The sequence below is a fragment of the Streptomyces spinosus genome, from assembly GCF_020400655.1.
In the GTDB taxonomy this organism is placed as follows: domain Bacteria; phylum Actinomycetota; class Actinomycetes; order Streptomycetales; family Streptomycetaceae; genus Streptomyces; species Streptomyces argyrophylli.
In genome coordinates this window covers 1-23,624 of record NZ_JAINRC010000021.1, presented here as the reverse complement: position 1 = coordinate 23,624, position 23,624 = coordinate 1, and the positions used below count along the sequence as shown (strand labels likewise).

Here is a 23,624-nt window from a genome sequence, read left to right as displayed (position 1 = left end):
TCACAGAGGCTGGTTCACGGCCGGGGTGAACTCCACGGGCAGCGACGTCAGGCCACGCATCCAGATCGAGGGACGCCAGGTCAGTTCCTCGGGCTCCACCGCCAGCACGAGGTCGGGGAGGTGTTCGAGCAGGGTCTCCACCGCTGTGCGGGCCATGACGTCCGCCAGCAGCGGCGCGGGGTACGGACAGCGGTGCTCTCCGTTGCTGAAGGAGAGGTGCGCCGAGTTCCCGGAGCCGGCCTGCGGGTCCGGCCAGATCTGCGGGTCGGTGTTGGCCGCCGCCAGGCCGAGCACGAGGCAGTCCCCTTCCCGGATGTGTCGCCCGCCCAGCTGCGTGTCGCGCACGGCCCAGCGGCCGATGAAGTTCTGGGTGGGTGTGTCCAGCCAAAGGACCTCGTTCAGTGCCTCTCCGACGCTGACCCGGCCGCCGGCGACGTTGACCGCGAAACGCTCGTCGGTCAGCAGCAGACGCAGCGTGTTGCAGATCCAGTTCGCGGTCGGCTGCTGCGCGGCGGCGATGACGGAGATCAGGTCCTGCACGATCTCCTCGTCGCTGAGCTCGGCGGGGTGGAGCAGCATGCGCGAGGTGACGTCGGGGCCGGGACGCTCGCGTTTCTCCTTCACCAGCCGCATGATGCGTTCACCGACGCGCGTGTACGCGGCCACCGGGTCGTCGCCCTCGCCTGCGTCCAGGGAGATACGCAGGTCGTCGACGAGGCGCTCGGTGTCGGTGTCCTCCGTCGGCATGCCGCACATCCACAGCACGCCACGGGCGGGCAGCGCATGCGCGTACATGCTCATCAGTTCCGCCCGGCCACTGCCGGAGAAGGAGGAGATCAGCCGCGCGGCGATCAGCTGACACTCCCGGGCCAGCTCGAACTGGTCCACCCCCTCCAGAGCCTGGGTGATCACACCCGCCCGGCGCTGGTGCTCGGCGCCCTCGGTGAACAGCACCGACGGCTGGTACCCGACGTACGGCAGCAACGGCCAGTCCGGTGGAATGTGCTCCCACTGGTTCCAGCGGCGGGAGTCCCGCGCGAACAGCTCGTCATGGGCCGTCACATAGCAGACCTCGGGGTAACCGAGCACCAGCCAGGCCGGGATGCCGCCGTCGAGCAGCACCGGCGCGACCGCCCCGTGCTCCCTGCGCAGGGTGCGGTACAGCTGCGAAGGCGTCTGCTGGTACTCCAGCCCGGCCAGGTGTACGGCGGAGCCGTGCGCGGGGCAGCCCGGGGGAGGGGCGTCCGTGGACGGGAAACCGGTCGTGTCGCTCACGCAGTGCTCTCCTTGGCCAGTGCACGTGTGTACAGGTGGTCCACCAGAGCGATGAGGACCTCCTTGCCCGACGCCCTGACGCGGGCGTCGCACTCGATCATGGGCACGTGCTCGCCCAGCGCGAGTGCCTGACGGACCTCGTCGAGGGAGAACCGCTTCTCGTCGCCGTCGAAACGGTTGACCGCCACCACGAACGGTGTGCCGTGGTGCTCGAGCCGGTCAATGGCGTACCAGCAGTCCTCCATGCGACGGGTGTCGACCAGGACCACCGCGCCGAGGGTGCCGGCGAACAGGCGGTCCCAGAGGAACCAGAAGCGCTCCTGGCCGGGCGCGCCGAACAGGTAGAGCACCATGCGGTCGTTGAGGCTGATGCGGCCGAAGTCGAAGGCGACGGTCGTGGTGGTCTTGCGTTCCACCCCGGCTGTCTCGTCGATGCCCGCTCCCGCCTGGGTCATGACCTCCTCGGTGTTCAGGGGCCGGATCTCGCTGACCGAACGCACGAGGGTGGTCTTGCCGACCCCGAAGCCGCCCACGACGACGATCTTCAGACCGGTCTCGGCGGCGGCGGTCAGCGGTGTGCGCTGGGAGGGCAGCTCAGAGGTTGTGGAGCCCATGGAGCACCTCCTGGAGCAGGGCGGTTTCTGGAAGGCCCGCGACGGACGCGGCCGCGCGCGGGTGGCGGGCGCTGACCTTGCCCAGGGCGCACAGGTCGCCGAGCAGGATGCGCACCACGGTGATGGGGAGTTTCAGCTCGGCGGCGATCTCCACCACCGCGGTGGGATGCCGGCACAGTTCCAGGATGCGGACGTGCTCCGACTGCATGCCGGGGGAGGGCTCGCACTCGCTGACGATCAGTGTCACCAGGTCGAGGGACGCATCGGCTTCACTCCGGCCACCCGTGACCATGTACAGCCGGTCGGGGTCGCCGAGGTCCACGGGTTTACGCATCACGCCGGGGCGCCCCGGTCGACGGGCGTGCGGGGCTCGGCCCGCAGGTGGTCCCCGATCTGCTCGACCATTTCGGTCATCTGGTGGCCGACGACACCGGGGTCCGCGCTCTCCTGGGCGACGACTGCGAGGTGCGCGCCCTCGCCCGCCTCCACGATGAACAGAAGGCCACCGTGGAACGCGGTCATCGAGTGCCGGACACCGCCCGATCCGTCACCGAACTCGACGGAGGCGCCCTGGGACAGCGCCTGCATGCCGGAACAGATGGCGGCCAGTTGGTCGGCCTGGTCGACGGTCATGTGTTCCGTCCAGCACAGTTTCAGACCGTCGCGGGACAGCACGAGGGCGTGGCGCGTGCCGGGTGTGCGTTCCAGCAGGTTCTTCAGGAGCCAGGTGAGGCTGTTGTCGGTGGTCTCCATGATGGGTGGGGGCTGCTGCTGACCGGTGAGGTCACCAGCAGCCCCTGTGCCTCCAATCCAGCGAAGTGCGGCGAGAAGTAGGGTCAATCAGTCGGGGGAAGCTCGCTGACGAAAGGGACTCAGCCCTCAGCGTCGGGCGTAACGTCGTGCGTGTTCCCGTCGGCCGAGGCGCCCTCGGCGCGGCGCCGACCGCGGTGGAAGGCCCCGAACCGGCTTCCCGCGTCGAGGGCGGGACCGGACCCGGGCGGGTCGGCGGGTGTCTGAGCGGCCGGCTTGCGCCGGGTGCGTTCGGCCTCGGCCATGGCGCGGCCCGGGGCCCGGACGGGCAGTCCGTTGGCGGTTGCCCCACCATGTCCGGCGGACACATCCGACGTGGACGAGGCCGGGGCGGGGGAGGCCGGCAGCGGCGCGGTCCGTGCGGCCGGTTCTCGGCGTGTCAGCCGCGGCTCGTCGGCGGGTCCCGCGGGCGCGTGCGGTGCCGGTACGGCCCGCCGCGGCCGCTCGGTCGGGACCGGCTCGAGCCGCTGGGCGACCAGCTGCGGCGGAATCAGGACGACGACGCCCGTGCCGCCGCGCGAGGAGGGCCGGTAACTGACGCTGATGCCGTACTTGACGGCGAGTCGCCCCACCACGCCCAGACCCAGCCGGGTGCCTTGCAGCGAGGCGAGGTCGGTGACGCGGCCGGAAACAGACTCCACCGCTCGCCGCATGGCCGCGTCGGACATCTTCAGGCCGCTGTCCTCGATGGTGACCACGAGGCCCGCGCTGCGTTCCTCCACGTAGACGTGGACCTCGTCGATGGGAGGGGAGAAGTTCGCGGCGTTGTCCATGAGTTCGGCCAGCAGGTGCATGACGCCCTCTGCCGCGAAGCCGCTGATCGCGGCCCTGCTGGAGGAATGAAGACGCACACGCCGGTAGGCGGCGATCCTGCCGACGGCACCCCGCAGGATGCTCTCCATGACGATGGGCTTGTTCCATACGCGGCTGGAGCGACCGCCCATCAACAGGGCGAGCCGGTCGGTCATCAGACCCAGCTGGGATGTGCTGTGGTCCAGACGCAGCAGGTCGCCGAAGACCTCCTCGCCGTGCCGCTCCTGCATCTCGCGCAGATCGGCGAGCATGCTGACGGTCTTGGCCTGGACCCGGCTGAGGGCCTTGGCGGACGCGGCCTGCGCGGCGGCGGAACGCCGCTCGCTGTAGGCCAGTTCGCGTACGAAGCGCTCGGCCGACGACCGCAGCAGTACGTTCTGCGGCCAGTCGAACCTGGCGAGCACCGTGTCGGCGGAGCTTCCTTCCCGCAGCAGGGCGATGGCAGCGGGGAACGTTTCCTCGGCTGCACGCCTCAGCTCGGCCGTGTCCCGTTCCAGCTGGGCACGCACATGTTCGAGTCGGGACTCCGCCTCGAGAGCGCGTCCGACCGACGTGGCCAGCTCGGTGGCCACAACGCGCAGCAACCGTTGCAGGTGGGGGTCGGACGGGAGGGTGACCGTCGACAACGCCTCTTCGACGCCGGTGCCGTTGCGTACTGGCGCGAGGACGTCCGGCAGGATCACGTCGACGAGCCGGGACGTTTCGGCGGACTGGTGCCGCCACGCGTTCCTGGCGAGCTCCAGTTCGTTGCCCTGCTCGGCGGCGCGTCGGTGAGCCCGGCGAACCAGGACCGAGGCCCGGCCGACCACCCCCGCGATGCAGATCCAGGCGACGACCACCGCGCCACACACCCAGCGTCGGCCGTCCTCGGGGGCGAGAACGGCCGCGGTGGCGGCGCCGGCGGCGGTGACGGCCAGGATTACGAGCGGCGCGTACGGTGAGGCAGGCGCCGCCCCACCGGCGCCTCGGCGCTGGCGGGAGCGAGCTGGTATAGGCATTCCGCGGTCCCTCGGTCCGTGCATACGGGGGCTGTGTGGACGATTGAGCATCACCGATGCCGTGGAAGGGCGGCCGGTCGAAGGACGCGCCCTTCCGGTTGTTGATCGCCGCTCATGCTAGTCACCGAGCGGAGCGCGGATGACCGGCCGCTGCGTTCACCCCCCCAAGATTTCACTTCGTCGGAAAATAATCACCACAACACCCGTTCGCGTTAGGAAGGTTGCCGCTCGCGAGGCTGCCCTGCAGCGGGGGCGAAGACGGACATGCGTGCACTTGATATCCGGTTCCTCACGCCGTGCGCCGCCACGTCAGAAGCAGAAGCGTACAGTTCTCGCCAATCACCCCTCGTCTGGGGAGTGTTCGGCCGGGGAGGATCACCTCAGTCCCGACGAAGCGACCCGTGATCACGACAGCCGGCTCCGCCCGGGGCGGCCCGTGTACGGAACCTGCCACCACGCCGGGCAGCGCTCTCGCAGCCCAGCGGATACGTCGGTCCCATCTTGTTGCGCCGGGGACGGCTGGCTGCGTGCAGGAACGACAGGTGGCGCGCCTCGCCCTCACCACCGTCCCGCCGGCCCACACGCAGATCCGCGACGACTCGCGGCGGGCGGTGAACCTGGACGGCTGGGCCCTCTCCGTCGAGGACGGCCACACCTACACCTTCGGCCACTACCGGATGAACGGCCGCGCCACCGTCCGCGTCCGCACCGGCATCGGCCGCGACACCAGGTCGGACATGTAGCAGGACCCGCGGGCGTACGTGTGGGACAACCGCTCCGACACCGCGACCCTGCGCAACGCCCCGCGACCGGTTCCTCGACGAGGTCTCCTGGGGCTACGACCGCGACCGCCACGGCGAGGACCGGCACCGCGGCAGCGGCCACCGGGGTGACGGCTGGCGTCCCGGCGGTGACCACCGCGACGGACACCGCGACTGACCTCGCGCGGCGGTAGATGACGCCGGGGGTGGGTTGTCTCGTGCGGGGGCGGCCCACCTCCCGTGATGCGCATGGCGGCGGGCTGAGCGGCGGGCAGCCGCCATACCGTGCGGCTGCTCAACAGGCTTACCGCGCGGCCCCCCCCGGCAGCGGCGTTGGGGCGTTGTGACCGGACTCGGGGCCGGTCGGGACGCCCCTGCCCGGAGGGCATGAACAACGCGCACACCGGAGTTCCCCCTCGCCGGCACACGCTCACGGAGCCGAACGGGTGGCCTGATCACGTGAGGCTGTTTCGTCAGCCGAATACGCCCAGACCGTGGGTCCGGTCCCGTCCGCGCAGGCTGCGCGGGATGCGCGGGATGCGGGGCGCTCCGGCCGTCCCGCCCGCCTCGCGTCGCTCGGCCTGCTATCCCCGGCCCCGGGACCGTCGGCTCTTGGCGCGCGCGACCGGGCCGTCCGCCCCGGCGGCCTCGCCGACCGGCTCGGCTCGTGTAGCGCCGTGCGCGGCGCACGCGCACGACGAGGCGAGGGACGCCGGCGTCGGCTTCCTTCCTGTGCGCACCCAACGGTCAAGCGCGAAGATCGAGTTGGCGTACTCCGAGTCGCTGAGCTGACTGTGCTCGTGCTCGTCGGTGAATGCCTGCACCAGGTACCGGTCGCGGTGGGCACCCTGCAGCGTGGCCCGGTACGCCGCCTCATGCTCCACGAACGCCGTCGGGTCGTCGATTGCGTGCATGGTCAATACCGGGATGTCGACCTTGCCGGTCAGATCACTGTCGTACGACAGATCGCGCACAGCGGTCGGATCGGCGGAGAAACGCTCGACGCCCGCATTCAAGGCCTTGTCGTCATGTGAACCGGAGTACCACACGCCCTTGTTGGAGAACGGGTTGCGGCCTCCTAGTCGTGTGGACACGATGTCTCGGAACGTAAAGGTGGCGAAGCGCAGATGGGACTCCAGTGTGCGCTCCGGGATCTTCGTGACGGCGAGAATGTCGTCCAGGTTCCGCTGCTGGAGCGCGGTGCGGTCCGCGGGCGCTGAGGAATAGCCGGTGCACTCCTGGAGCCGGGCGCGCAGTCCGGTAGTCGTCATCGTGGAGTCGGGGCGTAGCCCTTCCCATAGCGGGTACTGCGGCTCCGTGGGCCGGGGATGGTTCTGGCAGTAGTACTGATAGACCACGCGCAGGTCGACCCGGTAGTCGTAGCCGCGCGAACCACCGCCCAGGACACCGCTGGTGAGCAAGGCACCGTCGTACGGCCCGTTCTTCCTGCCGTACATCTCGACGGCCTTGGCGGCGACGTCCCCACCCCACGACTGTCCGTGGATGTATGTCCGCTTCGGGGTGCCGAACTCGCTGACGAACAGGCGCCGCACGTTCTCGGTGTCGATCGCACCCATCCGGGTGCCGTAGCCGCCGCGGCGGTACGACGAGCCCGCCCAGGCGTAGCCCTCGTCGAGCATGACGGACCAGCGGCTGAGGTCGTCCAGGCTGCGGGCGGGGTCGGAACCGTCGCCCAGGTCGGGGCCGCCGTGCGCGTGTACAACGAGGGAGCCATTCCAGTTCTTCGGGACGGCGATCGCGTAGTAGGCACCGTTCGCGTCTTGCCCTGTGTAGCAGGTGGTCTTCACGGCAACGTCGGCCGGACAGGCCACCACCGCAGGGCGGTCCGCGCTCGCCACGGCGGGCGCCGCCCCGGTGAGCGGCGTGACGATGATTCCCGCTGCGCCCGCGGCCAGGGCAGCGCGTAGTCCTCTGCGGGGCCGTGGTGCTGGGTTTCGCCTGGTCAAGGTCTGCTCCTAGCTTTCGACGGCGCCTCGTCGCGCCGCGCGCAGTGATGCTAGGAACGAGCCGCGCGGGAGGACCATGCCGCGATCGGTTGTGTTCATAGTGTTCGTCCGTAGAGCTTGTCCGGTCGCAGGCACCGCGAGCGGGAACCCCCGTCGTGGTGGACCAGCGGCACGCGCACGCGTTCCGCGGTTACGCCGACGCATGGACATCCTTGCCGGCAACCACCTCGCCCGCGCCCTCTACACGGATTTCGAGGCCCTGCCGACCCGCAGCCGCAACAATCAGCGCACCCACGGAACCAAGCGTCTGCGCCCCCCGTCCTCGGCGACCTCGTTCTCGGCGACCTCGTTCTCGGCTATGAGGCATTCATCCCCGTCGACGACCCTGAACAGACCCTGAGTTATCCACCGTCGAGCCGGACTCGCCCCCTGCTGAACGCCTCGCCCTACTGGCCGGCTGGCACGATCGGTACGGAGTGTGCACCAAGCGGAGCGACGCAGCACTGACGAACAGCCGACGGTGTGCCGGAGCGGCTGACCCAGCACCTGGGACCGTACGACGTGTTCGGCGCGCCTGACGCGGTCCGCTGCGTGCCGCGGGCCGCGCGATGAGCAGCGCCGTGCCTGCTGCCAGGGCTGCGGGCACGGCTTCCACGCCGCGGCGGCCGCGCCGCTGGGCCACCCTGACCTGTGTGCTGCTCGCCGAGAAGCACGACCCGCGCAGACTTCCCCTCCTCCCCAGTCCACGATCGTCGCTCCGCCTTGGTTACAGGCAGCACACCGCCGTCGGCAGCGGCGACCAGGGGTCGCTGTCCCGGTCCGTTCAGTCGGTCGGCTGATGGGGGGCAAGTCCGACTTCTTCGTTGTCCAGTCGGGTCACCAACTCGCGCAGCACGGCGTCGTCGATCCGGCGTTCGTCCCGGAGCCGTACGAGCGTCGCGCGCTTGCTCGCGACGAGGGCCAGTCGCAGGGTCCGGTACTCCCGCTCCTTGCGGAGGACGGGATGTTCCTCGTCGCCGTCGACGCGTGCGCGCAGGAAGGTGAGGTGGTTCTCGTACTCCGTGCGCAGCCGCTCGGCCACGTCGTCGTTGATGCCGAGAGCAGCGGAGAGCCGGGGCAGGGCATCGAGGGCCTCCTGCGTGGCGATGGTCTCCGCGAGCTGACGCTCCTGTTCGGGCGTGGTGTCGCGTGGCAGCCGGGCCCAGCGCACCGCGGCCGGCAGCACGAGTCCCTGCAGCAGAGTCAGCACGATCACTCCGCCGGTCACGAACACGATCACGTCCCGGTCCGGGAAAGGCGCACCGGAGTCGTTGTGGAAGGGCACGGCGAGCGCCGCCGCGAGGGAGACGGCGCCGCGGAAACCGCACAGCCCGCTGACCAGTCGGGACCGGTTGCTGAAGCGCAGCATCCGCTGTTTCGGACGGCGGTCGAGCGAGCGGATGAGATAGGCGCTGGCGTACAGGTGGCACAGACGCACGCCGATCACGACGGCGGTCGCGGCGAGGGCGGTGAACACTGTCCACGACAGGTCGCCGGCAGACAACCGCTCGCCGGAGGAGTGGAGTTCGAGTCCGACCAGTACGAACAGGGAACCGTTGAGCAGGTGGGTGGCCACGGTCCAGAACGCGTTCGCCTGCAGGCGCATGTCCGCGCGTACCACGCGCGGCACCACCTGGCTCATGATCAGTCCGCAGACGACCACGGCGACGACCCCGGAGGCGCCGATCTCCTCGGCGATCAGGTAGGTGGTGAAAGGGACCAGCAGCATCAGGGACTGGCCTTGCAGCGGGTCCGCCCGGATTCGTTGTCGCGCCCAGACGGCCATCCAGGCGATGGCCGCACCGACCAGCGCGCCGCCGGCGTAAGCCCGCACGAACAGCCACCCCACGTGTGAAGCGACGAGGTGTTCCCGGCCGATCGCGATGCCGACGGCCACGCCGTACACGACCAGCGCGGTGCCGTCGTTGACCAGGCTTTCGGCGCGCAGCACGGTGACCTGGCTCCGCGGAAGCAACCGCCCGACGATGCCGAGGGCCGTCGCGTCGGTCGGGGCCACGGCGGCGCCCAGCACCCAGGCGGGCCCCCATGGCAGGTCCAGCGCGTGGGCGGTGGCGGCGACCGACGCGGCCGTGATGACGACCAGGACGGTGCTCAGCAGAACGATGCCCCGCAGGTGGATCCGGACCTGATTCAGTGAGGTGTTCAGGCTCTCCCAGTAGAGCAGCGCAGGAAGAAACAGCAGCAGTACGACGTCCGGGCGCAGATGCACCTCGCGCAGCGCAGGGATGAAACCGAGCAGCACGCCGGCGACGAGCAACACGACGGGCGGCGTGATGCGCAAGTGCTTCGAGAGCACGTTACCGAGCAGCGTCGCCGAGCCCAGCAGTACGACGAGTTCAAGACCGAGCATGGTGCTCCGGGGTCGGCGGCAGATGAGGGCCGGCCCGGACGCAGCTCCGGCGGCGGGCAGCAGGCCCCCGCTGTGGAGTATGCCGGGCGGGGCGTGTTCCGCGGGTGTGGGAGGCGGCGTGTCGGCTGGCGCGGAGGACGGGCCGACGCCACCGAGTCCCGTTACGTCCGCACGACCGATGGTCTCCGGTTGCCGCTCCGCTGCGCCTGCCCCGTCGCACGCGGCGATCACGGCTCACGTCAGGCGGACCGCGGACTGCGACGGGGGTCCGGACAACACGGTCGCCGGACCATCGAAGGCGTCACCGCCCGAGCCGGCCGGCGGCTCCCGGCATGTCCCGCGCCGCCCGGCAGCACCACACCACCGGCCGTACCACCGCACGGTCACTGATCGCCCACGGGACCGACCGGCAGCACGGGAACGACCCTTCGCCGTCCGCACCTGGTCCAGGTCGGCCCCTGTCTCCCCTTCCGAGGGACACACTCCTGTCACGCAGTCGGTGCCAGGGAAGGGAACGCATCGGCGAAGTCCTGGATGGGCCGGGAGCGGCGCGTGGCGACCCAGACGAGGCACACCCGGCTGGGGCCGATGCCGTCGACGGGTACGGCGACGACATCGGGACGTGCGCAGAAGGCGGCGGTGGAGAGCGGGAGGACGCGGATGCCCGCCCCGGCGGCGACCAGCTCGAGCTTCTCTTCCACGCTGTGCAGGGCAGGGACGTCGTCGCATTGACCTGTGCGCAGTTCGCGTGCCACGTCACGCCACTCGGGCACCGCGTCCGGAGCCTGCAAGAGGTGGTCGTCCGCCAGGTCGAGGACCGTGACGGCGGACCTTCCGGCGAGCGGATGGCCGATGGGAAGGACGGCCACGCGAGGCTCGGTGAACAGCGGCTGTACGTGCGGACCGCTCTGGTCGACGGGCAGACGGATGATGCTGACGTCCGCCCGTTCCACCCCGTCCTGTACCGGCAGACGGAGCAGATCGCCGCCGTCACCGCGCCGCCGGTGAGGCGGAAAAGACCCTGTGCACCAATGTCGCTCGCCAGGCGCGTGCCGTCGGGGCCGTCGGGGAGCCGATCGCACGGGCAGGCTTCGACCAGCAGATCGCCGACGTGTACCTGCCGGAGATCCCGGCCCTGCCCCCCGCGGCAGGAGGCGGTCCTGCAGCGGATCATGGAAGACCACGAGCGGCGGATGACCGGGTTCACCACCGTGGTCCGTCAGCGCACCCACGGCACCGGACACCCGCCTCCGGAACAGGGCCAGGACGCTCGCGTACAGCGCGGCCTGCGCCCCTAGCCTGACCGCAGACCCTCGTCCACAGGCAGTGGCCCTACCCGAAGACCGGCTCATGCTCCCCAGTTCCCCCAGGTCATAGCTGCTGCCCGGGTACCCGGCAGCTTCCGGGCAGGGGTCTTGCAGCTCCCGGTCACCGCCGGCCACGGTGTAGGGGTGCTCTGGGCCGGGGTGCTCCGCGATCTCCTGCCGGGCTGTGAGGCCCGTCTACAGGCTCCGGCGCGGCACCCTCTAACACGGCTCAGTTCGCCGCGTCCGCAGCGACGCGCCGTCGTTACGGGAGCGAGGAGGCGTCAGAATGTCACCTGGAAAGCCTAATAGTATGTCAATCTGCCTTTTACATAGCTGATGTGACTTGCTGTCAGCTCTTGATGAAGGAGCCGAGAATACCCTATTCGGAGCTAAATCCATGACCTTCCGATATGCCCGTGATGTCGGTTGTAGGTAATTTCATTCACGAGCCGGCCGACGGGCCGGCGCCTCTCTGCGCGACAGGAGATCGTGACATGAAGGTTCGTTCGACCGTGGTCACCGCCGTTGTGTCGGCTGCCGCCGCCGTGGCCGCGACCGGCATCACCTACGCCTCGGCCGCCTCCGCTTCGGTGCCCCAGGAAGCCCCGGCCGCCGTCGCGGCCGTGACCGGTGGCAACGGCAACGGCAACGGCAAGGGCAACGAGGGCAACAACAGCAAGGGCAACGAGGGCCGCAACGAAGGCCGCGACAACGAGGGCCGGGGCAACGACAACGACGAGGACAACGAGGGAGGGAAGGGCAGGGACGAGGGCCGTATCCAGGTCAACGAGCGCTCGTACTCCACCCACCCCGGTGACTGCATCACCGTGGTCAGCGGTCTGGGCGCGAAGACCCTGAACGTCCGCAACGAAAGCCGCAAGACCGTCGAGGTCTTCCGCGGGGCCGTCTGCGACAACGGCGCTCCCATCGCCACCGTCGGCCCGCACAGCTCCAGCTACGGCGTGAAGCCGGACTGCACCGAGGGCATCGACATCGAGGACGGCGTGGTGGCCAGCTTCCGGGTCATCAAGCGTCACCACGACGAGTACTAGACCGCGGCCGACCGCTCACTGTGGAGCCCCGGCCCGCCGGAATCGGGCCGGGGTCCCATTTTGGCCCATGTGCGTGGCGGTCACGCCCCCTACAGCCCTGCCGGTTACGGATGCCGGGCGCGCGGCATCCGGTGTCCGCAAGGCCACCCCTCGCCTTCCCCAGCCATCCCACCTGCGGCTTTGTGCCCGCCGATGTGCTCTCAGTCCGCCACGTGCGACCGTCTGACCGACGCGTTCCCGGCCCGCAAACGGGTGAGGAGTGACATGAGCGTCCGCCTGGTCGAAGATGTGAGCGACGACACCTACGCCCTGGACGGCCTCACGCTCACGCTGACCCCGGCGCTGACCTGGCTGGGACACCAGGCCTGCTGGGAGATGAACGGCCACCTCAAAGAGCCCGTCGACCTGACCCGGGTCACCCGCAACGTGATCACGGAATACGGGCCGGTGAAGATGCTCGAGAGGACCGACAGCGCGCCTCCTGAAGGACCGAGCGCAGCCGCGCGCGCCGACGTACCTCCTCGGCAACGCGCCCGTACCGGAGCCCGCCCCGTGGGGCTTCGGCCCGGACTCGTCCAGGCAGGTCCAGCAGGGCCGGACTGCCTCGACCTGTCAGGCCGAGGCAGTCGCTGAAGGCTGCGGCTACCGTCGGGAGAGCAGATCGCCACCGGAGGAGGAACGACGATGGCCGGTACCGAAACGCTCGACCGCAACACCTGGGAGACCGTCCTCAACCAGATGACCGAGGAACACCAGGGAGAGTTCGTCACCATCGAGGTACTGGACCCCGAGGTCGGGCACCAGAGCGAAGCCGACCGGCTGCCCTTCGCCACCCTCGTGTACGACTCGAAGGACGACGTGGTGGCCGTCTCCGTCGGCGGACGGTCGCCGCGCTACCCCGTCGTCCTGCGGCACCTGGTGTGGCACCCCAGGGAGATCGACGTCGCCACGCAGGACATTCCCGAGCCGGCGGTCCGGACAGTCGACAAGGACGGCACCGCCACGCTGATCACCTTCTTCCCCCAGGAGTCCGGCACGGAGTCCTGACCCCTGAGGCGCGCCCGCCGCCGTCAGCTGTCGCGGCACCTCTTACGCTGGCCCGTGATGCGACGCACGACCCGGGTCCTGCTTCCTCCCCTGCCCAGCGCCACGGGGGTGGACCCGGTGCTGCGGGCGTTCAGGCCACTGGGGGGATCCGGCCACCGGTTGCCTTTCGCAGCGCGGTTTCCAGCCGGTCGCGGGCCTCGGTCTGGGCGGTGATCCGTTCGTTGAGGACCGCCAGCCGTTCCAACCCCACCCGCAGGCCCTTCTCCGAGGGTGGTGCGGCGGCCACATCGCCGTCTAGGCACGGCAGGAACACCCGCACGTCGTCCAAGGTAAGCCCGGCGGCCAGCAGATAGCGGATATTGCGGACCCGCATCACCGCCCGCTCGTCGTAGATGCGGTAGCCGTTGGGGGCCCGCTGCGAGGAGATCAGCCCAGCCCGCTCGTAGTGCCGCAGCGCACGGGCGGTTGTCCCGGTCGCCCTGGCCAGCTCACCGATCCGCACCCATCCCACCTCCCGGGCCACTCCTATCACGCCACGACCGCTCCGCCGTCGACCGGGAGTACCACTCCGGTGACGAACGACGCGGCCGGTGCGGCAAGCTGGGTGACTGCCCAGGCCACCTCCTCGGGGCGGCCGATCCGGGCCAGTGGGGTGTGCGCCAGCTGCCATTCCCGCACCGCTGCCATCCGCTCCGGCGTCAGGCCCTGGTGCTCGCCGATGGGGGTGTCGATCGCGCCGGGGGCAACCGCCACCACCCGGATCCCGCGAGGTGCCAGCTCGACCGCCCAGCTGCGGGTCAGCAGCTCAAGAGCGGTCTTGGTAGCCGCATAGACCGAGCTGCCGGGCCAGGCCCGCTGCCCCACCGATGTACTGACATTGACGATCGCCCCGCCCGACTTCTCCAGGAGTGGCAGCGCGACCTGGGCCAGCAGGATGGGGGCGACGAGGTTGGTGGCAAGCTGAGCTGTGATCATCTCCGGCGTCAGCGTGCCGAGGGCGCCGCTGCGCACGATGCCTGCGTTGTTGACCAGCACATCCAGCCGGCCGTGTGTCTCCAGCACCTCCCGGATGATCCGCTCCGGCTCGCCCTCGGCGGTGATGTCGGCGGCCATCGGCGTGATCCGGTCGTGCCCGGCCCCGGTCTCCTTGAGGGGCTCGGCCCGCCGCCCGATCGCGACCACGTGAGCCCCCTCAGCGGCGAAGGCGCGGGCGGTGGCCCGGCCGATCCCGGTGCCGGCTCCGGTGACGGCGACGACCCTGCTGCTCTGCGGCGCGGTGCTGTTCATGCCGGTCATCGTGCAACCCTGCCGCCAGCGGCAAGGTCAAGCAGCGCCTGACGGGCGGTAGCCACCGCCGCTGGTCACCGGGGGCATGGTGACGCCGAGTTCCTCCAGCCTCTTCGGCCATCCGGGTGGCGTGGTCGTCGTTGTGGCCGAGCATCCGGGCGACCGCCCGGCCGGGGCCTGGAGGACGAGTCGGCGGATCGCCGCTGTGCGTCCTGGCCGGGTCGGGAAGCCGAGGTGGCGAAGCCGAGGTGCCATGGCTTCCGCACTCCTGCATGTGCACGGCGGTATTCCACTCGTGACACACCTGGATCGGATGGGTGCCGAAGCGGCGCTCACACCCAGCCGCCCAGCCGCAGGCCGGGTCGGTGGCGTGATCGCAGAACAGGCGCACCGCCACCTGGTAGCCGCTCAGCGTCGAGCGGACGCAGCCACGGACCGCCCGCAAGTCACCGGACCACTCGTCCGCCGGCATCGAGGACCAGCTCCACGGAAAGGCATCCGCGTGCGCGGCGAACGCCCGCACCTTCCGCTTTCGTCCGTTGCTGGTCGACAACGCCAGGTTCCGCGCCAGCTGCCGGTTGCGCCGACCGTCGAGCATCGCCTCGAAGACCTGTTCCTCCGGCCGCGACAGCGGTACCCCGTCGGCCAGGTGGAGCCGCACGGTCCCCGGTGGGACGACGTCGCAGTCAACGTTGAGGCCGCCCGGGCGGCGGGCATGCGGGCGTATCTGTTCGAGGACAACATCGGGACGATCACGCGCATCGCCGCCCATCTGGATGCTGGGCCCTTGACTCCAGCGCACGTCCCACTCGGGTGACGCGGCTGGCCGGTCGCGGTATCTGCTGCCGGGCCGAGCCCCCGGGCGCCCCCGCAACCCTGCGGGACTGTCCGAGACGGGCCGGCGGCTGGTGCCCGGTCCGCCGGTCGCCCTGCCGGCCCGCGGCCGCCCCCGTACCGGACGGATCCGGGAACTTCCGGCACCTGCTGCTGCCAGAGAAACCGAACAGACCGGCTCGTGGGTGGGGCAGGAGAGTGATCGAAGACGAGGTTGGCGGGCAGCTTGGCCGTGGCTCAGCCGTGGACCCGTAGGCCTTTGGTTCCGGTGCGGTCCCTGGTCGACCAGGACCCGACCCGTTCCGGTGGCGTACGCGGCGACCACACCGAACTGGCAGGAGCCGAACCGTCCCGGTGTGCTGGCGTACTGCCGTCCGGCTCCAATAGCGTGGAGCGCCGGCAGCTGTTCGGTGCCGCCGCCACGGATTGTCTCCCAGGGCGGCGGCGATGTGGAGGAGGTGGGGGAGCTGGGTACGTCCGGTGATGTCGGTGTCCGACTCACCCCAGGTCGAACGTATTGGGCAGCCCCAGCCTGTGGCGCACCTCGTCGATTCGCTTCAGGGGCTCCATCTCCGGCGGCCGGTACAGCTCCCACACCCGGCACCGCTCGGCGTCCGAACGGTCCGCGTCCAGCAGGGCGTTGACGGCTCGCCGCGCGGACTCGTTGGCGCCTTCCATGGTCGCCAGGTCCACGTCGGTGCGGATGTAGTCGCCCGCTAGGAAGAAGTTCGGCACTCTCGTCCGTGCGGAGGGACGATGGTAGAGCGTGCCCGCCGGGTGGATGAGAAGCTGTTCGCGGTTATGCGGGTCGGGGCCGCCCAGGCCGGTGACTGCCGGGTCCATGAACCAGCCGAGACGATCCTCGTCCCTGAGCGTGGTCTTGCCCGTGTCGTTCAGTCCGTCCTTCAGCTGCGCCCACAGCTCGGCGACGATCTCGTCCCGCGTACACTTCTTGGCCGTCTTGCCGTACAAGATGCCTGGCTTGTCCCATTCTGAGATGATCGCGGAGAGGCAGTCATGGGCCCGCCCGTCGCCGTAGTCGCGGGAGAAGTCGCGTACGTCCCAGAACTGGGCCTGGCCGATGGCGGTCACCGACCAGGGCGAGTCGAGGCAGTTGATGTGACCGTGCACAACGGGGGTGGGCGTACGCAGGTAGAACATCACGCCGGTCATCCAGTCCGTCTGCAACGCGTCGCACCGGCCGAGCTGCGGGTCGGCGGCGCGCAGGGTCCTGCCCCAGGTGGCGCGGGCGTGTTCGACGGGCATCGCGGAGACGTAGTGGTCGGCGGTGATCACGCGCTCGTGGCCACCGTCGCGATCCGCGACGCGGACGCCGGTCACCCGTCCGCCTTCGTAGCCGACCTCCAATACCTGCGTGCCGGTCACGAAGTCGACACCGAGGGAGCGCAGATGCGCCTCCCAGGGGTCGATCCACGCCTCGCTGGTGGGAGCGTTCAGGACGCGGTCGATGTCGGCGTCGCCGTCCAGCCCGCGGCCTAGCAGGCCCCACAGGATCAGCGCCTCGATGATGACACGGCCGACGGTCCTGGTCGACGCCACCTCGGCGCGGGTGGCGACGAGGTTGCGGGTCTGCCCGATGCCGAGCAACGTCTGGTACTCCCTGCTCATCTCTCCCGCGCGGATGAAGTCCCACCAGGCGACCCTCTCCCACTGGTCCTCACGGCGTGCGTCGCAACTGGTGAGGTGGACGAGGATACGGTCGGTGAAGTAGGCGACCTCGTGGGCGGGCAGGCGGGTGCCCACATCCAGGACGGACAGGATCTGGTCGCGGAGCCAGGGCACCGTGATGTCACCGGGGGCCGGCGGGGTCGTGCTGCGGCGCAGCGGGAAGTGCAGGTCGGGGCGGCCCGAGCCGCGGGCGAACAACTCCTCGGTGGCATTGCGGAGGTTGCCGTGGACGCCGTGGGTGTTGCCGGGGAAGGGGATACGACGCATCGTGTCCGGGAGGTTCCGGTAGAAGCCGGGGAAGAAGCGGAAGCCGTGCTCGCCGGGCAGGAGCCTGCGCCCGTCGGTGGCCATGCCGGGAACGTCCATCGAGCGGGCCTTGCCGCCGAGGGCGTCGTAGTACTCATAGACGGTGACGGCGTAGCCGCGTTCGGCGAGTTCATGGGCGACGCTGAGCCCGGAGACACCGCCGCCGAGGACGGCGACGCGCCGACGGGAGGATGTGGCCGCGGCTGCCGACGCTGCAGGCCGTAACACGGTCGTGCCGGCCGCGCCACCGGCGGCCGTGAGGAAACGTCGGCGGGAATGCCCCGCGTTCGGCTGAGGCCGCTGCGCGTGTTCTGTTGCCATGGTTCCGGGAGAGTAAAGAGGGTTCCGGGAGCCCGGAAGCCGCTTTCCCGTCCTCCACAGCATCCTCACCATCACGGACGGAGCCGCCCAAGGGCGCGGACGTCCCTGCCCGCAGGGGCCGGCTGCCCACCATCGCTGTCTGCTGGACGGCTGGCGGCCGCGAGGAGGACGCGTCCCGGTCACCGCCTCGCGGGCTCGGGCCTCGTGTCCCTGCTCATCACCGCCGGCCAGCGGCACGACAGCCCCCAGTTCCAGCCGGTCCTGGGCGCCGTCCACGTGCCCCGAATCGGGCCGGGCCGACCGCGCTCCCGGCCCGACAACGCCCGCGCAGACCGGGCCTACGGCTCGCGCGCGAACCGTGCCTATCTGCGCAGACACGGCGTGCGGTGCACCATCCCGGAGGAGGCCGACCAGGTCCGCAACCGCAAGAAGCTTGAATCCCACGGTGGCCGCCCGCCCAAGTTCGACCAGGACGACTACAAGCACCGGCACTCCGCCGAGTGCGGGACCAACCGGCTGAAACGCCATCGCGCAGTCGCCACGAGGTACGACAAGCTCGCCGTTCGCCATCACGCCACCGTGCTGGTCGCCGCCCTCAACGAGTGGCTATGACCAGCGCGAACCCGATACGTCCTAGCCGTTGATGTCGAGCGCGGTTCCGTACAGCCGGTCCACCTTCAACCGGATGACCACTCGGCGCTCGGCGACCAACTGTTCCAGAAACGCGTCTTCATTCTCCGGCTTCGCGGCCTGAGGAATCATCCCGAGCAGCTCCCGACCAACCGCATCGCCAGGAACCCTCGTGATCTCGGAGACCTCGGCTTCGCCTTCGGCGACGGCGAACGACCACACGTCACCGCCCTGCACATGCAGCGCCGCACGCGGGTCGCGCCGCAGGTGCCCGACCTTGATGCGGTCGGCCGTCGTCGAGAACCGCACGATGCGGGCCTCGGAGTCCCAGCTGTACAGCATGGTGGTCAGGTGCGGATGGCCACTGCGCTTGACAGTGGCGAGCGTGCCGAACTGCTGCTTGCCAAGCAGGTTGGAGAGAGCTTCGTCGGACAGTGGGCGAGGCGCTGGTCCTTGAGTCATGACGTGGTCAACATCACCAGCCACCCGACAATTTCGTGGACGCCGTGAACCCATCCCTCCACTTTCACAACACGACCGGGCTACCTACAGGGAGGCCCCGAACGGTCGGCCAAATCCGCATCAGATCGGTACACGCGCGGTTACCCACCGCCCTAGCGTGAAGGGTGCTCGAGCCGATGCGGGCAGATGTGGCTGCGGTCGGCGTCCGCGCGGCCCTGGTTGCTGTACACGTACAACCGGGCCGCTATGACCGGACATCCGGCCCCGCCGGCCACCGAACCGGCCGGCGGGGCCGCCCCACGCACCCGCCCCACGCGTCAGGCGGTGCCGTCGTCCCCGTGGCTGCGGACGATCTCCTTGACCTTGGCCACCGCGAACCCCCAGCCCTGCTCGACGGTCGGCTTGGCCGGGACCGCGACCTCGTCCGGGTTGGTGAGCACGTCGAGCAGCACCGGACCCGGCGTGTCGAAGGCGCGGCGCACGGCCTTCTCCAGTTCGGCCGGTTCGGTGACGCGGATGCCGGGGATGCCCATGGCCTCGGCGACGGCGGCGAAGTCCGGGTTGTCCAGCACCGTGCCGAACTCCGGCAGCCCTGCCTGTTCCTGCTCCAGTTTGACCATGCCCAGGCGGCGGTTGTCGAAGACGACGAGCTTGACGGGGAGCCGGTGCGTCTTCAGCGTCATCAGGTCGCCCAGCAGCATGCTCAGCCCCCCGTCCCCGCAGAAGGCCACGACCTGCCGCTCCCGGTCCAGGCACTGGGCGCCCAGCGCCTGCGGCATCGCGTTGGCCATCGAACCGAGGTTGTAGGAGCCGATCAGCTGCCGCTCGCCGCGCATCTCGACGAACCGCGACAGCCACACCGTCGCCATGCCGGTGTCGGATGTGAAGACCGCGTCGTCCGCGGCGAGCCGGTCCACCACGGCCGCCAGCGCCTCGGGGCGGATGTCATCGGAACGGTTGTCGAACGTGGACCGCAGCCGACCGATCAGACCCTTGTCGTGCGACGGGTCGGCGAGCCGCGCCTGACCGGTGCGCCACTCCTGGAATCGCTTCCGCGCCTTCTCCAGGTGCGAGCGGTCCCGCGCGCCGTCCGTCCCGGGCGCGGGGGCGGCGAGGTGGGTGAGCAGATCGCGGACGGTCGCGCCCGTGTCGCCGACGAGGCCGACTTCGACCGGTACCCGCCGCCCGATGTGGGTCGCCTCCGTGTCCACCTGCACGACGGTCTTCCCCTCGGGATACCAGTCCCGGTAGGGGAAGTCGGTGCCCAGGAGCAGCAGGGTGTCCGCCTCTTCAAGGGCCGAGGCGGCGGCCGGGTTGCCGATCAGTCCGGTCTGGCCGACCTGGAAGGGGTTGGCGTCGCCCTCGAAGCCCTCCTTGGCCTTGAGGGTGAGGACCATCGGCGCGGCCAGCCGGTCGGCCAGGGCGAGGACGTCCTCGCGGGCCTGGCGGGCGCCCCGCCCGACGAGCAGCGTGACCCGCTCGGCGCGGTCGAGGAGCTCGGCCGCCTCGCGCACGGCGGGCTCCTCCGGCCGGGTCACCGGCGAGTTCAGCGAGAAGCGGGCCGGGCGGTCCGTGCTCAGCTCGCGGTCGCCGAGGTCGCCCGGCACCGTCAGGACGGCCACGCCCTTGCGGCCGAACGCGTTGCGCACGGCCAGCTCCAGCAGGTGCGGCAGCTGGTCGGGCGAGGTGACGGTCGCGCGGAAAACGGCCACGTCGCTGAAGAGGGCGTCGTTGTCGACCTCCTGGAAGTAGTCGCTGCCCAGTTCACCGAGCGGCACCTGACCGGCGATGGCCAGTACCGGCGCGTGGCTCTTGGCCGCGTCGTACAGCCCGTTGAGCAGGTGCACGGAGCCCGGTCCGACCGTGCCCATGCACACGCCCAGGGTGCCGCTGAGCTGCGACTGGGCGCTCGCGGCGAACGCCGCCGCCTCCTCGTGCCGGCATCCCACCCACTCCACGCCGTCCGTGGTGCGCAAGGCGTCCGTCAAGGGGTTCAGGGCGTCCCCCACGACGCCGAACACCTGGCGCACGCCGAGTTCGCTCAGGGCGTCCACGATGACACGGGCGACAGTACGGGCCACTTCGGTCCTCCAGGTCAGACGGTGAAACGGTCGGGGTCGGCGGTCTTCCAGTCGGCCGCCCAGGCCTCCGGCGGCTCGGCGAGCAACTGTCCGGGCTCCAGCCACTCGTACAGCTCCTCGTAGGAGCGTTCGGTGCGGGGGTCGATGCGCCGGCGGAGCATGTGCGGGCGCAGGTCGGCGGGGTCGGTGACCCCCATGGACGCCATGATCTCCAGGGCGCTGGCCACGGTCGCCTCCTGGAAGCGCCGCACGCGTGGGGCCTTGTCCCGCACGTCCAGGGCGCGGGCGCGCCGGGGGTCCTGGGTGGCCACGCCGCTGGGGCAGGTGTTGGTGTGGCACCGCTGGGCCTGGATGCAGCCGACGGCGAACATCATCGCTCGTGCGGCGTTGCCGTAGTCGGCGCCCTGGACGAGGCGTTTGACCAGGTCGGTGCCGGTGGCGATCTTGCCGCTCGCCCCGATCCGGACGCGGTCGCGCAGTCCCGCGCCGACCAGGGCGTTGTGCACGGTGAGCAGGCCCTCGGTCAGCGGGGCGCCCACGTGGTCGGCGAACTCCATGGGCGCGGCCCCGGTGCCGCCCTCTCCGCCGTCCACGATGATGAAGTCAGGCGCGGTGCCCTCCTCCAGCATGGCCTTGCACACGGCGAGGAACTGCTGCCGCGGGCCCACACACAGCTTGAACCCGGTCGGCTTGCCCCCGGACAGCTCCCGGAGCCGGGCGACGGCGCGGACGAGTTCGCGCGGGGTGGAGAACAGCTTGTGGTACGGCGGCGAGATCACCGTCTGCCCCTGGGGCACGTCGCGTACCTTCGCTATCTCCGCGTTGACCTTGCTCCCGGGCAGGACGCCGCCGATGCCGGGCTTGGCGCCCTGCGACAGCTTCAGGGAGACGCACTTGACGTTGTCGTGCGCGGCCTTGTCGGCGAACTCGGCGGGATCGAAGTCGCCGTCCCGGGTACGGCAGCCGAAGTAGCCGGTGCCGATTTCCCAGACCAGGTCCCCGCCCGGTCGCAGGTGGTACTCCGACAGACCGCCTTCGCCGGTGTCGTGGGCGAAGCCGCCGGCCGCTGCGCCACCGTTGAGGGCGAGGATCGCGTTGGCCGACAGCGAGCCGAAGCTCATCGCCGACACGTTCAGCAGCGCCATGTCGTAGGGGTGGCGGCAGTCGGGGCCGCCGATCCGGACCCGCGGCGGCGTGCTCGGCGCCTGGCGCGGGGCCATGGAGGGCACCAGGTACTCGTATCCGGCCAGGTAGACATCGCGTTCGGTGCCGTACGGCTGTTCGGCGTCCGTACCCTTGGCCCGCTCGTAGACGATGGTGCGGACGTCCCGGTCGAAGGGGCGCCCGTCGAAGTTCCGCTCGATGAAGTACTGCTGGAGCTCGGGGCGGATCCGTTCCAGGAGGAAGCGGGCGTGGCCCAGCACGGGATAGTTGCGCAGCACCGAGTGCCGGCGCTGGAGCAGGTCCCAAGCGCCCAGCAGGCCCAGCGCGAGGAGGGGCACGGCGCCGAAGCACCACCATGGCGATGCCAGCACCGCGGCGACGGCCGCGAGGAGGCCGAGTGTCAGGGTCAGGACGACGATCGCAATGCGGGTCACCCTTGCCGCATTGCCCTCGGTCGGCCTTCCAGTCCTGTGGTTCGTCAAGAAACCCGTAAGGGTGGCGCACGCGGCCGACGGCCGCCCGGCGCCGGGTCACCGGAACGGAACGGCGGGAACGCGGGGACCTACGGGCGACGCTGTGCGCTCACGGGGGCCGTCGGCCGCCGGCAGATCACCACGGCTACCGTAGGCCGATGCCACCGGTCCCGTACCGTCGCCAGGAAGCGGCAGACCTTCGACGAGCGGCTCACCGGCCCGGACGCGACCGCCCCTCCCCGAACGACAGGACGGCACTCTTGACCACGGACCTCACCCGTTTCGCGCAGAGCATTTTCCAGGCCCAGCCGTTCAGCATGTTCCTGGGCGCCGAACTCATCTCCGTAGGACGGGACTCGGCCGAGATCCGCGTCGTCAACCGGCCCGAGATCCAGCAGCAGCACGGCTTCGTGCACGGCGGAGTCCTCAGCTACCTGGCGGACAACGCGCTGACCTTCGCCGGAGGACTCGCGCTCGGCGGCGACGCGCTCACCGTCGAGTACAAGATCAACTACATTCGGCCGGCCGTGGGCGATCTCGTCGTCGCCCGCGCCGAGGCGACCGCCACGACCCGGCGGCAAGCCGTGTGCCAGTGCTCGGTCTACGTCGTCTCGGAGCAGGGCGAGGAGCACCTGGTCGCCGTGGCGCAGGGGACGATCGTGCGGGCGGCCAACCAGGAGAGCTGAACCACAGAGGGGCACGTTGAGCGGCGCCGACCTGTGGGGCTTCCAGTACGCGTGACCTGACGGGCGGACCGGCCGGCGCACCGTCGGACCAGCGGAGGGTGCCGGTCGACGGGTGTGGGCCGGCGGTCGGTGAGGCGGGTGATCAGCCGTCGTATCTCGGCGAGGCTGAGGTGGATGAGCTGGGAGGATGCGTTTCTGCTTTGTCCGTTTCCAGCTCGCGGGCTCGCGGGACGGTCAGGCAAGCGTGGGCGGCCATGGCCGGGGTCATGTGCCGGTGCCGCCCGGGACAGCCGCGGACCTGGTAGTCGTCCAGGCCACATTCCTGCGGCAAGTGGGTCCCGGACCCGTCGTGGAGCGCGACCGGCAAACAGATCCGTTTCGCGGGCGGCTCGGGCCAGATGGACTCCGAGGGCCTGACGGTCGGCGGCAACGGTCACATCTACGTGACGTCCGAGCGTGACAACGCCGACAACACGGTTCCCAAGGACACGATCATGGAGTTCGACCCGGCCGCGACCGGATCGACCCTGACGCCGGTCCACCAGTGGGACATGACGTCGCAGTTCCCCCAGCTCGACACCGGCAGCAAGGACGACGCCAATCTGGGCTTCGAGGGCGTCGGTTACGTGCCTGACAG

At 70.3% G+C, this 23,624-nt stretch carries 20 protein-coding genes and 3 pseudogenes; 8 read left to right on the top strand and 15 right to left on the bottom strand.

Annotated features, from left to right (window positions below; translation table 11 throughout):
• The 5 genes from LG395_RS33325 to LG395_RS33305 all read right to left on the bottom strand — a co-directional run bounded on the left by LG395_RS33325 (position 1) and on the right by LG395_RS33305 (position 4,510).
• On the bottom strand, positions 1-1,275 hold the full coding sequence (locus LG395_RS33325; protein ID WP_225812337.1) for a cytochrome P450: 1,275 nt from the start codon (positions 1,273-1,275) through the stop codon (positions 1-3).
• Complete coding sequence (locus tag LG395_RS33320; RefSeq protein WP_171159414.1) at positions 1,272-1,889, bottom strand: GTP-binding protein; 618 nt, start codon at positions 1,887-1,889, stop codon at positions 1,272-1,274. The genes LG395_RS33325 and LG395_RS33320 overlap by 4 nt, the downstream gene beginning before the upstream one ends.
• Positions 1,870-2,226 (bottom strand): DUF742 domain-containing protein, encoded by a 357-nt coding sequence (locus LG395_RS33315; RefSeq protein WP_171159415.1) that lies wholly within the window; start codon positions 2,224-2,226, stop codon positions 1,870-1,872. The genes LG395_RS33320 and LG395_RS33315 overlap by 20 nt, the downstream gene beginning before the upstream one ends.
• Complete coding sequence (locus LG395_RS33310) at positions 2,223-2,642, bottom strand: roadblock/LC7 domain-containing protein (RefSeq protein ID WP_225812336.1); 420 nt, start codon at positions 2,640-2,642, stop codon at positions 2,223-2,225. The genes LG395_RS33315 and LG395_RS33310 overlap by 4 nt, the downstream gene beginning before the upstream one ends.
• A gap of 119 nt (positions 2,643-2,761) precedes the next feature.
• Positions 2,762-4,510 carry a sensor histidine kinase gene (locus LG395_RS33305; RefSeq protein WP_263983346.1) on the bottom strand — a complete coding sequence of 583 codons (1,749 nt, stop codon included), beginning with the start codon at positions 4,508-4,510 and terminating at the stop codon, positions 2,762-2,764.
• 401 nt (positions 4,511-4,911) lie between these two features.
• On the opposite strand from LG395_RS33305, the pseudogene LG395_RS33300 reads away from it, so the two are divergent.
• A pseudogene (locus LG395_RS33300) lies at positions 4,912-5,449 on the top strand (lamin tail domain-containing protein).
• A 406-nt stretch (positions 5,450-5,855) separates the two neighbouring features.
• Here LG395_RS33300 and LG395_RS33295 read toward each other — a convergent pair.
• The 3 genes from LG395_RS33295 to LG395_RS41545 all read right to left on the bottom strand — a co-directional run bounded on the left by LG395_RS33295 (position 5,856) and on the right by LG395_RS41545 (position 10,601).
• Entirely contained in the window at positions 5,856-7,187 is a 1,332-nt protein-coding gene (locus LG395_RS33295; RefSeq protein ID WP_263983362.1) for a hypothetical protein, read from the bottom strand.
• An 874-nt stretch (positions 7,188-8,061) separates the two neighbouring features.
• On the bottom strand, positions 8,062-9,648 hold the full coding sequence (locus LG395_RS33290; protein ID WP_225812334.1) for a Na+/H+ antiporter: 1,587 nt from the start codon (positions 9,646-9,648) through the stop codon (positions 8,062-8,064).
• 488 nt (positions 9,649-10,136) lie between these two features.
• On the bottom strand, positions 10,137-10,601 hold the full coding sequence (locus LG395_RS41545) for a LysR family transcriptional regulator substrate-binding protein (protein WP_225812333.1): 465 nt from the start codon (positions 10,599-10,601) through the stop codon (positions 10,137-10,139).
• Between the two features lie 848 nt (positions 10,602-11,449).
• Between LG395_RS41545 and LG395_RS33280 the strand changes: the two genes are divergently transcribed.
• The 3 genes from LG395_RS33280 (at position 11,450) to LG395_RS33270 (ending at position 13,054) form a co-directional block, all read left to right on the top strand.
• The gene (locus tag LG395_RS33280) at positions 11,450-12,007 is read left to right on the top strand and encodes a hypothetical protein (protein WP_225812332.1); all 558 of its coding nucleotides are present in this window, start codon (positions 11,450-11,452) and stop codon (positions 12,005-12,007) included.
• Positions 12,008-12,271: 264 nt separating this feature from the next.
• Positions 12,272-12,640 (top strand): hypothetical protein, encoded by a 369-nt coding sequence (locus LG395_RS33275; protein WP_225812331.1) that lies wholly within the window; start codon positions 12,272-12,274, stop codon positions 12,638-12,640.
• A 51-nt stretch (positions 12,641-12,691) separates the two neighbouring features.
• Positions 12,692-13,054 carry a DUF5335 family protein gene (locus LG395_RS33270; RefSeq protein ID WP_225812330.1) on the top strand — a complete coding sequence of 121 codons (363 nt, stop codon included), beginning with the start codon at positions 12,692-12,694 and terminating at the stop codon, positions 13,052-13,054.
• Positions 13,055-13,184: 130 nt separating this feature from the next.
• Here LG395_RS33270 and LG395_RS33265 read toward each other — a convergent pair whose 3' ends face one another.
• On the bottom strand, positions 13,185-13,556 hold the full coding sequence (locus LG395_RS33265; RefSeq protein WP_225812329.1) for a MerR family transcriptional regulator: 372 nt from the start codon (positions 13,554-13,556) through the stop codon (positions 13,185-13,187).
• A gap of 26 nt (positions 13,557-13,582) precedes the next feature.
• Positions 13,583-14,350, bottom strand: a complete 768-nt coding sequence (locus tag LG395_RS33260) for an SDR family NAD(P)-dependent oxidoreductase (protein ID WP_171159421.1) — start codon at positions 14,348-14,350, stop codon at positions 13,583-13,585.
• A 493-nt stretch (positions 14,351-14,843) separates the two neighbouring features.
• Between LG395_RS33260 and LG395_RS41780 the strand changes: the two genes are divergently transcribed.
• Complete coding sequence (locus LG395_RS41780; protein ID WP_372463502.1) at positions 14,844-15,158, top strand: hypothetical protein; 315 nt, start codon at positions 14,844-14,846, stop codon at positions 15,156-15,158.
• A 515-nt stretch (positions 15,159-15,673) separates the two neighbouring features.
• On the opposite strand, the gene LG395_RS33250 is transcribed toward LG395_RS41780, so the two are convergent.
• Positions 15,674-17,491, bottom strand: a complete 1,818-nt coding sequence (locus LG395_RS33250; RefSeq protein ID WP_225812328.1) for a hydroxysqualene dehydroxylase — start codon at positions 17,489-17,491, stop codon at positions 15,674-15,676.
• A 204-nt stretch (positions 17,492-17,695) separates the two neighbouring features.
• On the opposite strand from LG395_RS33250, the gene LG395_RS41305 reads away from it, so the two are divergent.
• On the top strand, positions 17,696-18,103 hold the full coding sequence (locus LG395_RS41305; protein WP_308071472.1) for a transposase: 408 nt from the start codon (positions 17,696-17,698) through the stop codon (positions 18,101-18,103).
• Between the two features lie 21 nt (positions 18,104-18,124).
• Here the strand turns inward: LG395_RS41305 and LG395_RS33240 are convergent, their stop codons facing one another.
• From LG395_RS33240 to LG395_RS33230, 3 genes are all read right to left on the bottom strand, one after another.
• Positions 18,125-18,583 (bottom strand): PPOX class F420-dependent oxidoreductase, encoded by a 459-nt coding sequence (locus LG395_RS33240; RefSeq protein WP_225812326.1) that lies wholly within the window; start codon positions 18,581-18,583, stop codon positions 18,125-18,127.
• Positions 18,584-18,900: 317 nt separating this feature from the next.
• Positions 18,901-20,664 carry a thiamine pyrophosphate-dependent enzyme gene (locus LG395_RS33235; RefSeq protein WP_225812325.1) on the bottom strand — a complete coding sequence of 588 codons (1,764 nt, stop codon included), beginning with the start codon at positions 20,662-20,664 and terminating at the stop codon, positions 18,901-18,903.
• Positions 20,665-20,678: 14 nt separating this feature from the next.
• The gene (locus tag LG395_RS33230) at positions 20,679-22,262 is read right to left on the bottom strand and encodes an FMN-binding glutamate synthase family protein (protein WP_225812324.1); all 1,584 of its coding nucleotides are present in this window, start codon (positions 22,260-22,262) and stop codon (positions 20,679-20,681) included.
• A gap of 299 nt (positions 22,263-22,561) precedes the next feature.
• Between LG395_RS33230 and LG395_RS33225 the strand changes: the two genes are divergently transcribed.
• A complete protein-coding gene (locus LG395_RS33225) occupies positions 22,562-22,987 on the top strand; it encodes a PaaI family thioesterase (RefSeq protein WP_225812323.1) in 426 nt (141 codons plus the stop codon).
• 142 nt (positions 22,988-23,129) lie between these two features.
• Here the strand turns inward: LG395_RS33225 and LG395_RS33220 are convergent.
• A pseudogene (locus LG395_RS33220) lies at positions 23,130-23,312 on the bottom strand (IS701 family transposase); the annotation flags it as partial.
• Between the two features lie 73 nt (positions 23,313-23,385).
• Here LG395_RS33220 and LG395_RS33215 point away from each other — a divergent pair.
• A pseudogene (locus tag LG395_RS33215) lies at positions 23,386-23,624 on the top strand (hypothetical protein); the annotation flags it as partial.

What these genes read in the sequence shown, in the direction of transcription:
- LG395_RS33320 (WP_171159414.1), bottom strand. Translation starts at nt 1,889, where the DNA reads ATGGGCTCCACAACCTCTGAGCTGCCCTCCCAGCGCACACCGCTGACC.
- LG395_RS33310 (WP_225812336.1), bottom strand. Translation starts at nt 2,642, where the DNA reads ATGGAGACCACCGACAACAGCCTCACCTGGCTCCTGAAGAACCTGCTG.
- LG395_RS33305 (WP_263983346.1), bottom strand. Translation starts at nt 4,510, where the DNA reads ATGCCTATACCAGCTCGCTCCCGCCAGCGCCGAGGCGCCGGTGGGGCG.
- LG395_RS33290 (WP_225812334.1), bottom strand. Translation starts at nt 9,648, where the DNA reads ATGCTCGGTCTTGAACTCGTCGTACTGCTGGGCTCGGCGACGCTGCTC.
- LG395_RS33280 (WP_225812332.1), top strand. Translation starts at nt 11,450, where the DNA reads ATGAAGGTTCGTTCGACCGTGGTCACCGCCGTTGTGTCGGCTGCCGCC.
- LG395_RS33275 (WP_225812331.1), top strand. Translation starts at nt 12,272, where the DNA reads ATGAGCGTCCGCCTGGTCGAAGATGTGAGCGACGACACCTACGCCCTG.
- LG395_RS33270 (WP_225812330.1), top strand. Translation starts at nt 12,692, where the DNA reads ATGGCCGGTACCGAAACGCTCGACCGCAACACCTGGGAGACCGTCCTC.
- LG395_RS33260 (WP_171159421.1), bottom strand. Translation starts at nt 14,350, where the DNA reads ATGACCGGCATGAACAGCACCGCGCCGCAGAGCAGCAGGGTCGTCGCC.
- LG395_RS33250 (WP_225812328.1), bottom strand. Translation starts at nt 17,491, where the DNA reads ATGGCAACAGAACACGCGCAGCGGCCTCAGCCGAACGCGGGGCATTCC.
- LG395_RS33240 (WP_225812326.1), bottom strand. Translation starts at nt 18,583, where the DNA reads ATGACTCAAGGACCAGCGCCTCGCCCACTGTCCGACGAAGCTCTCTCC.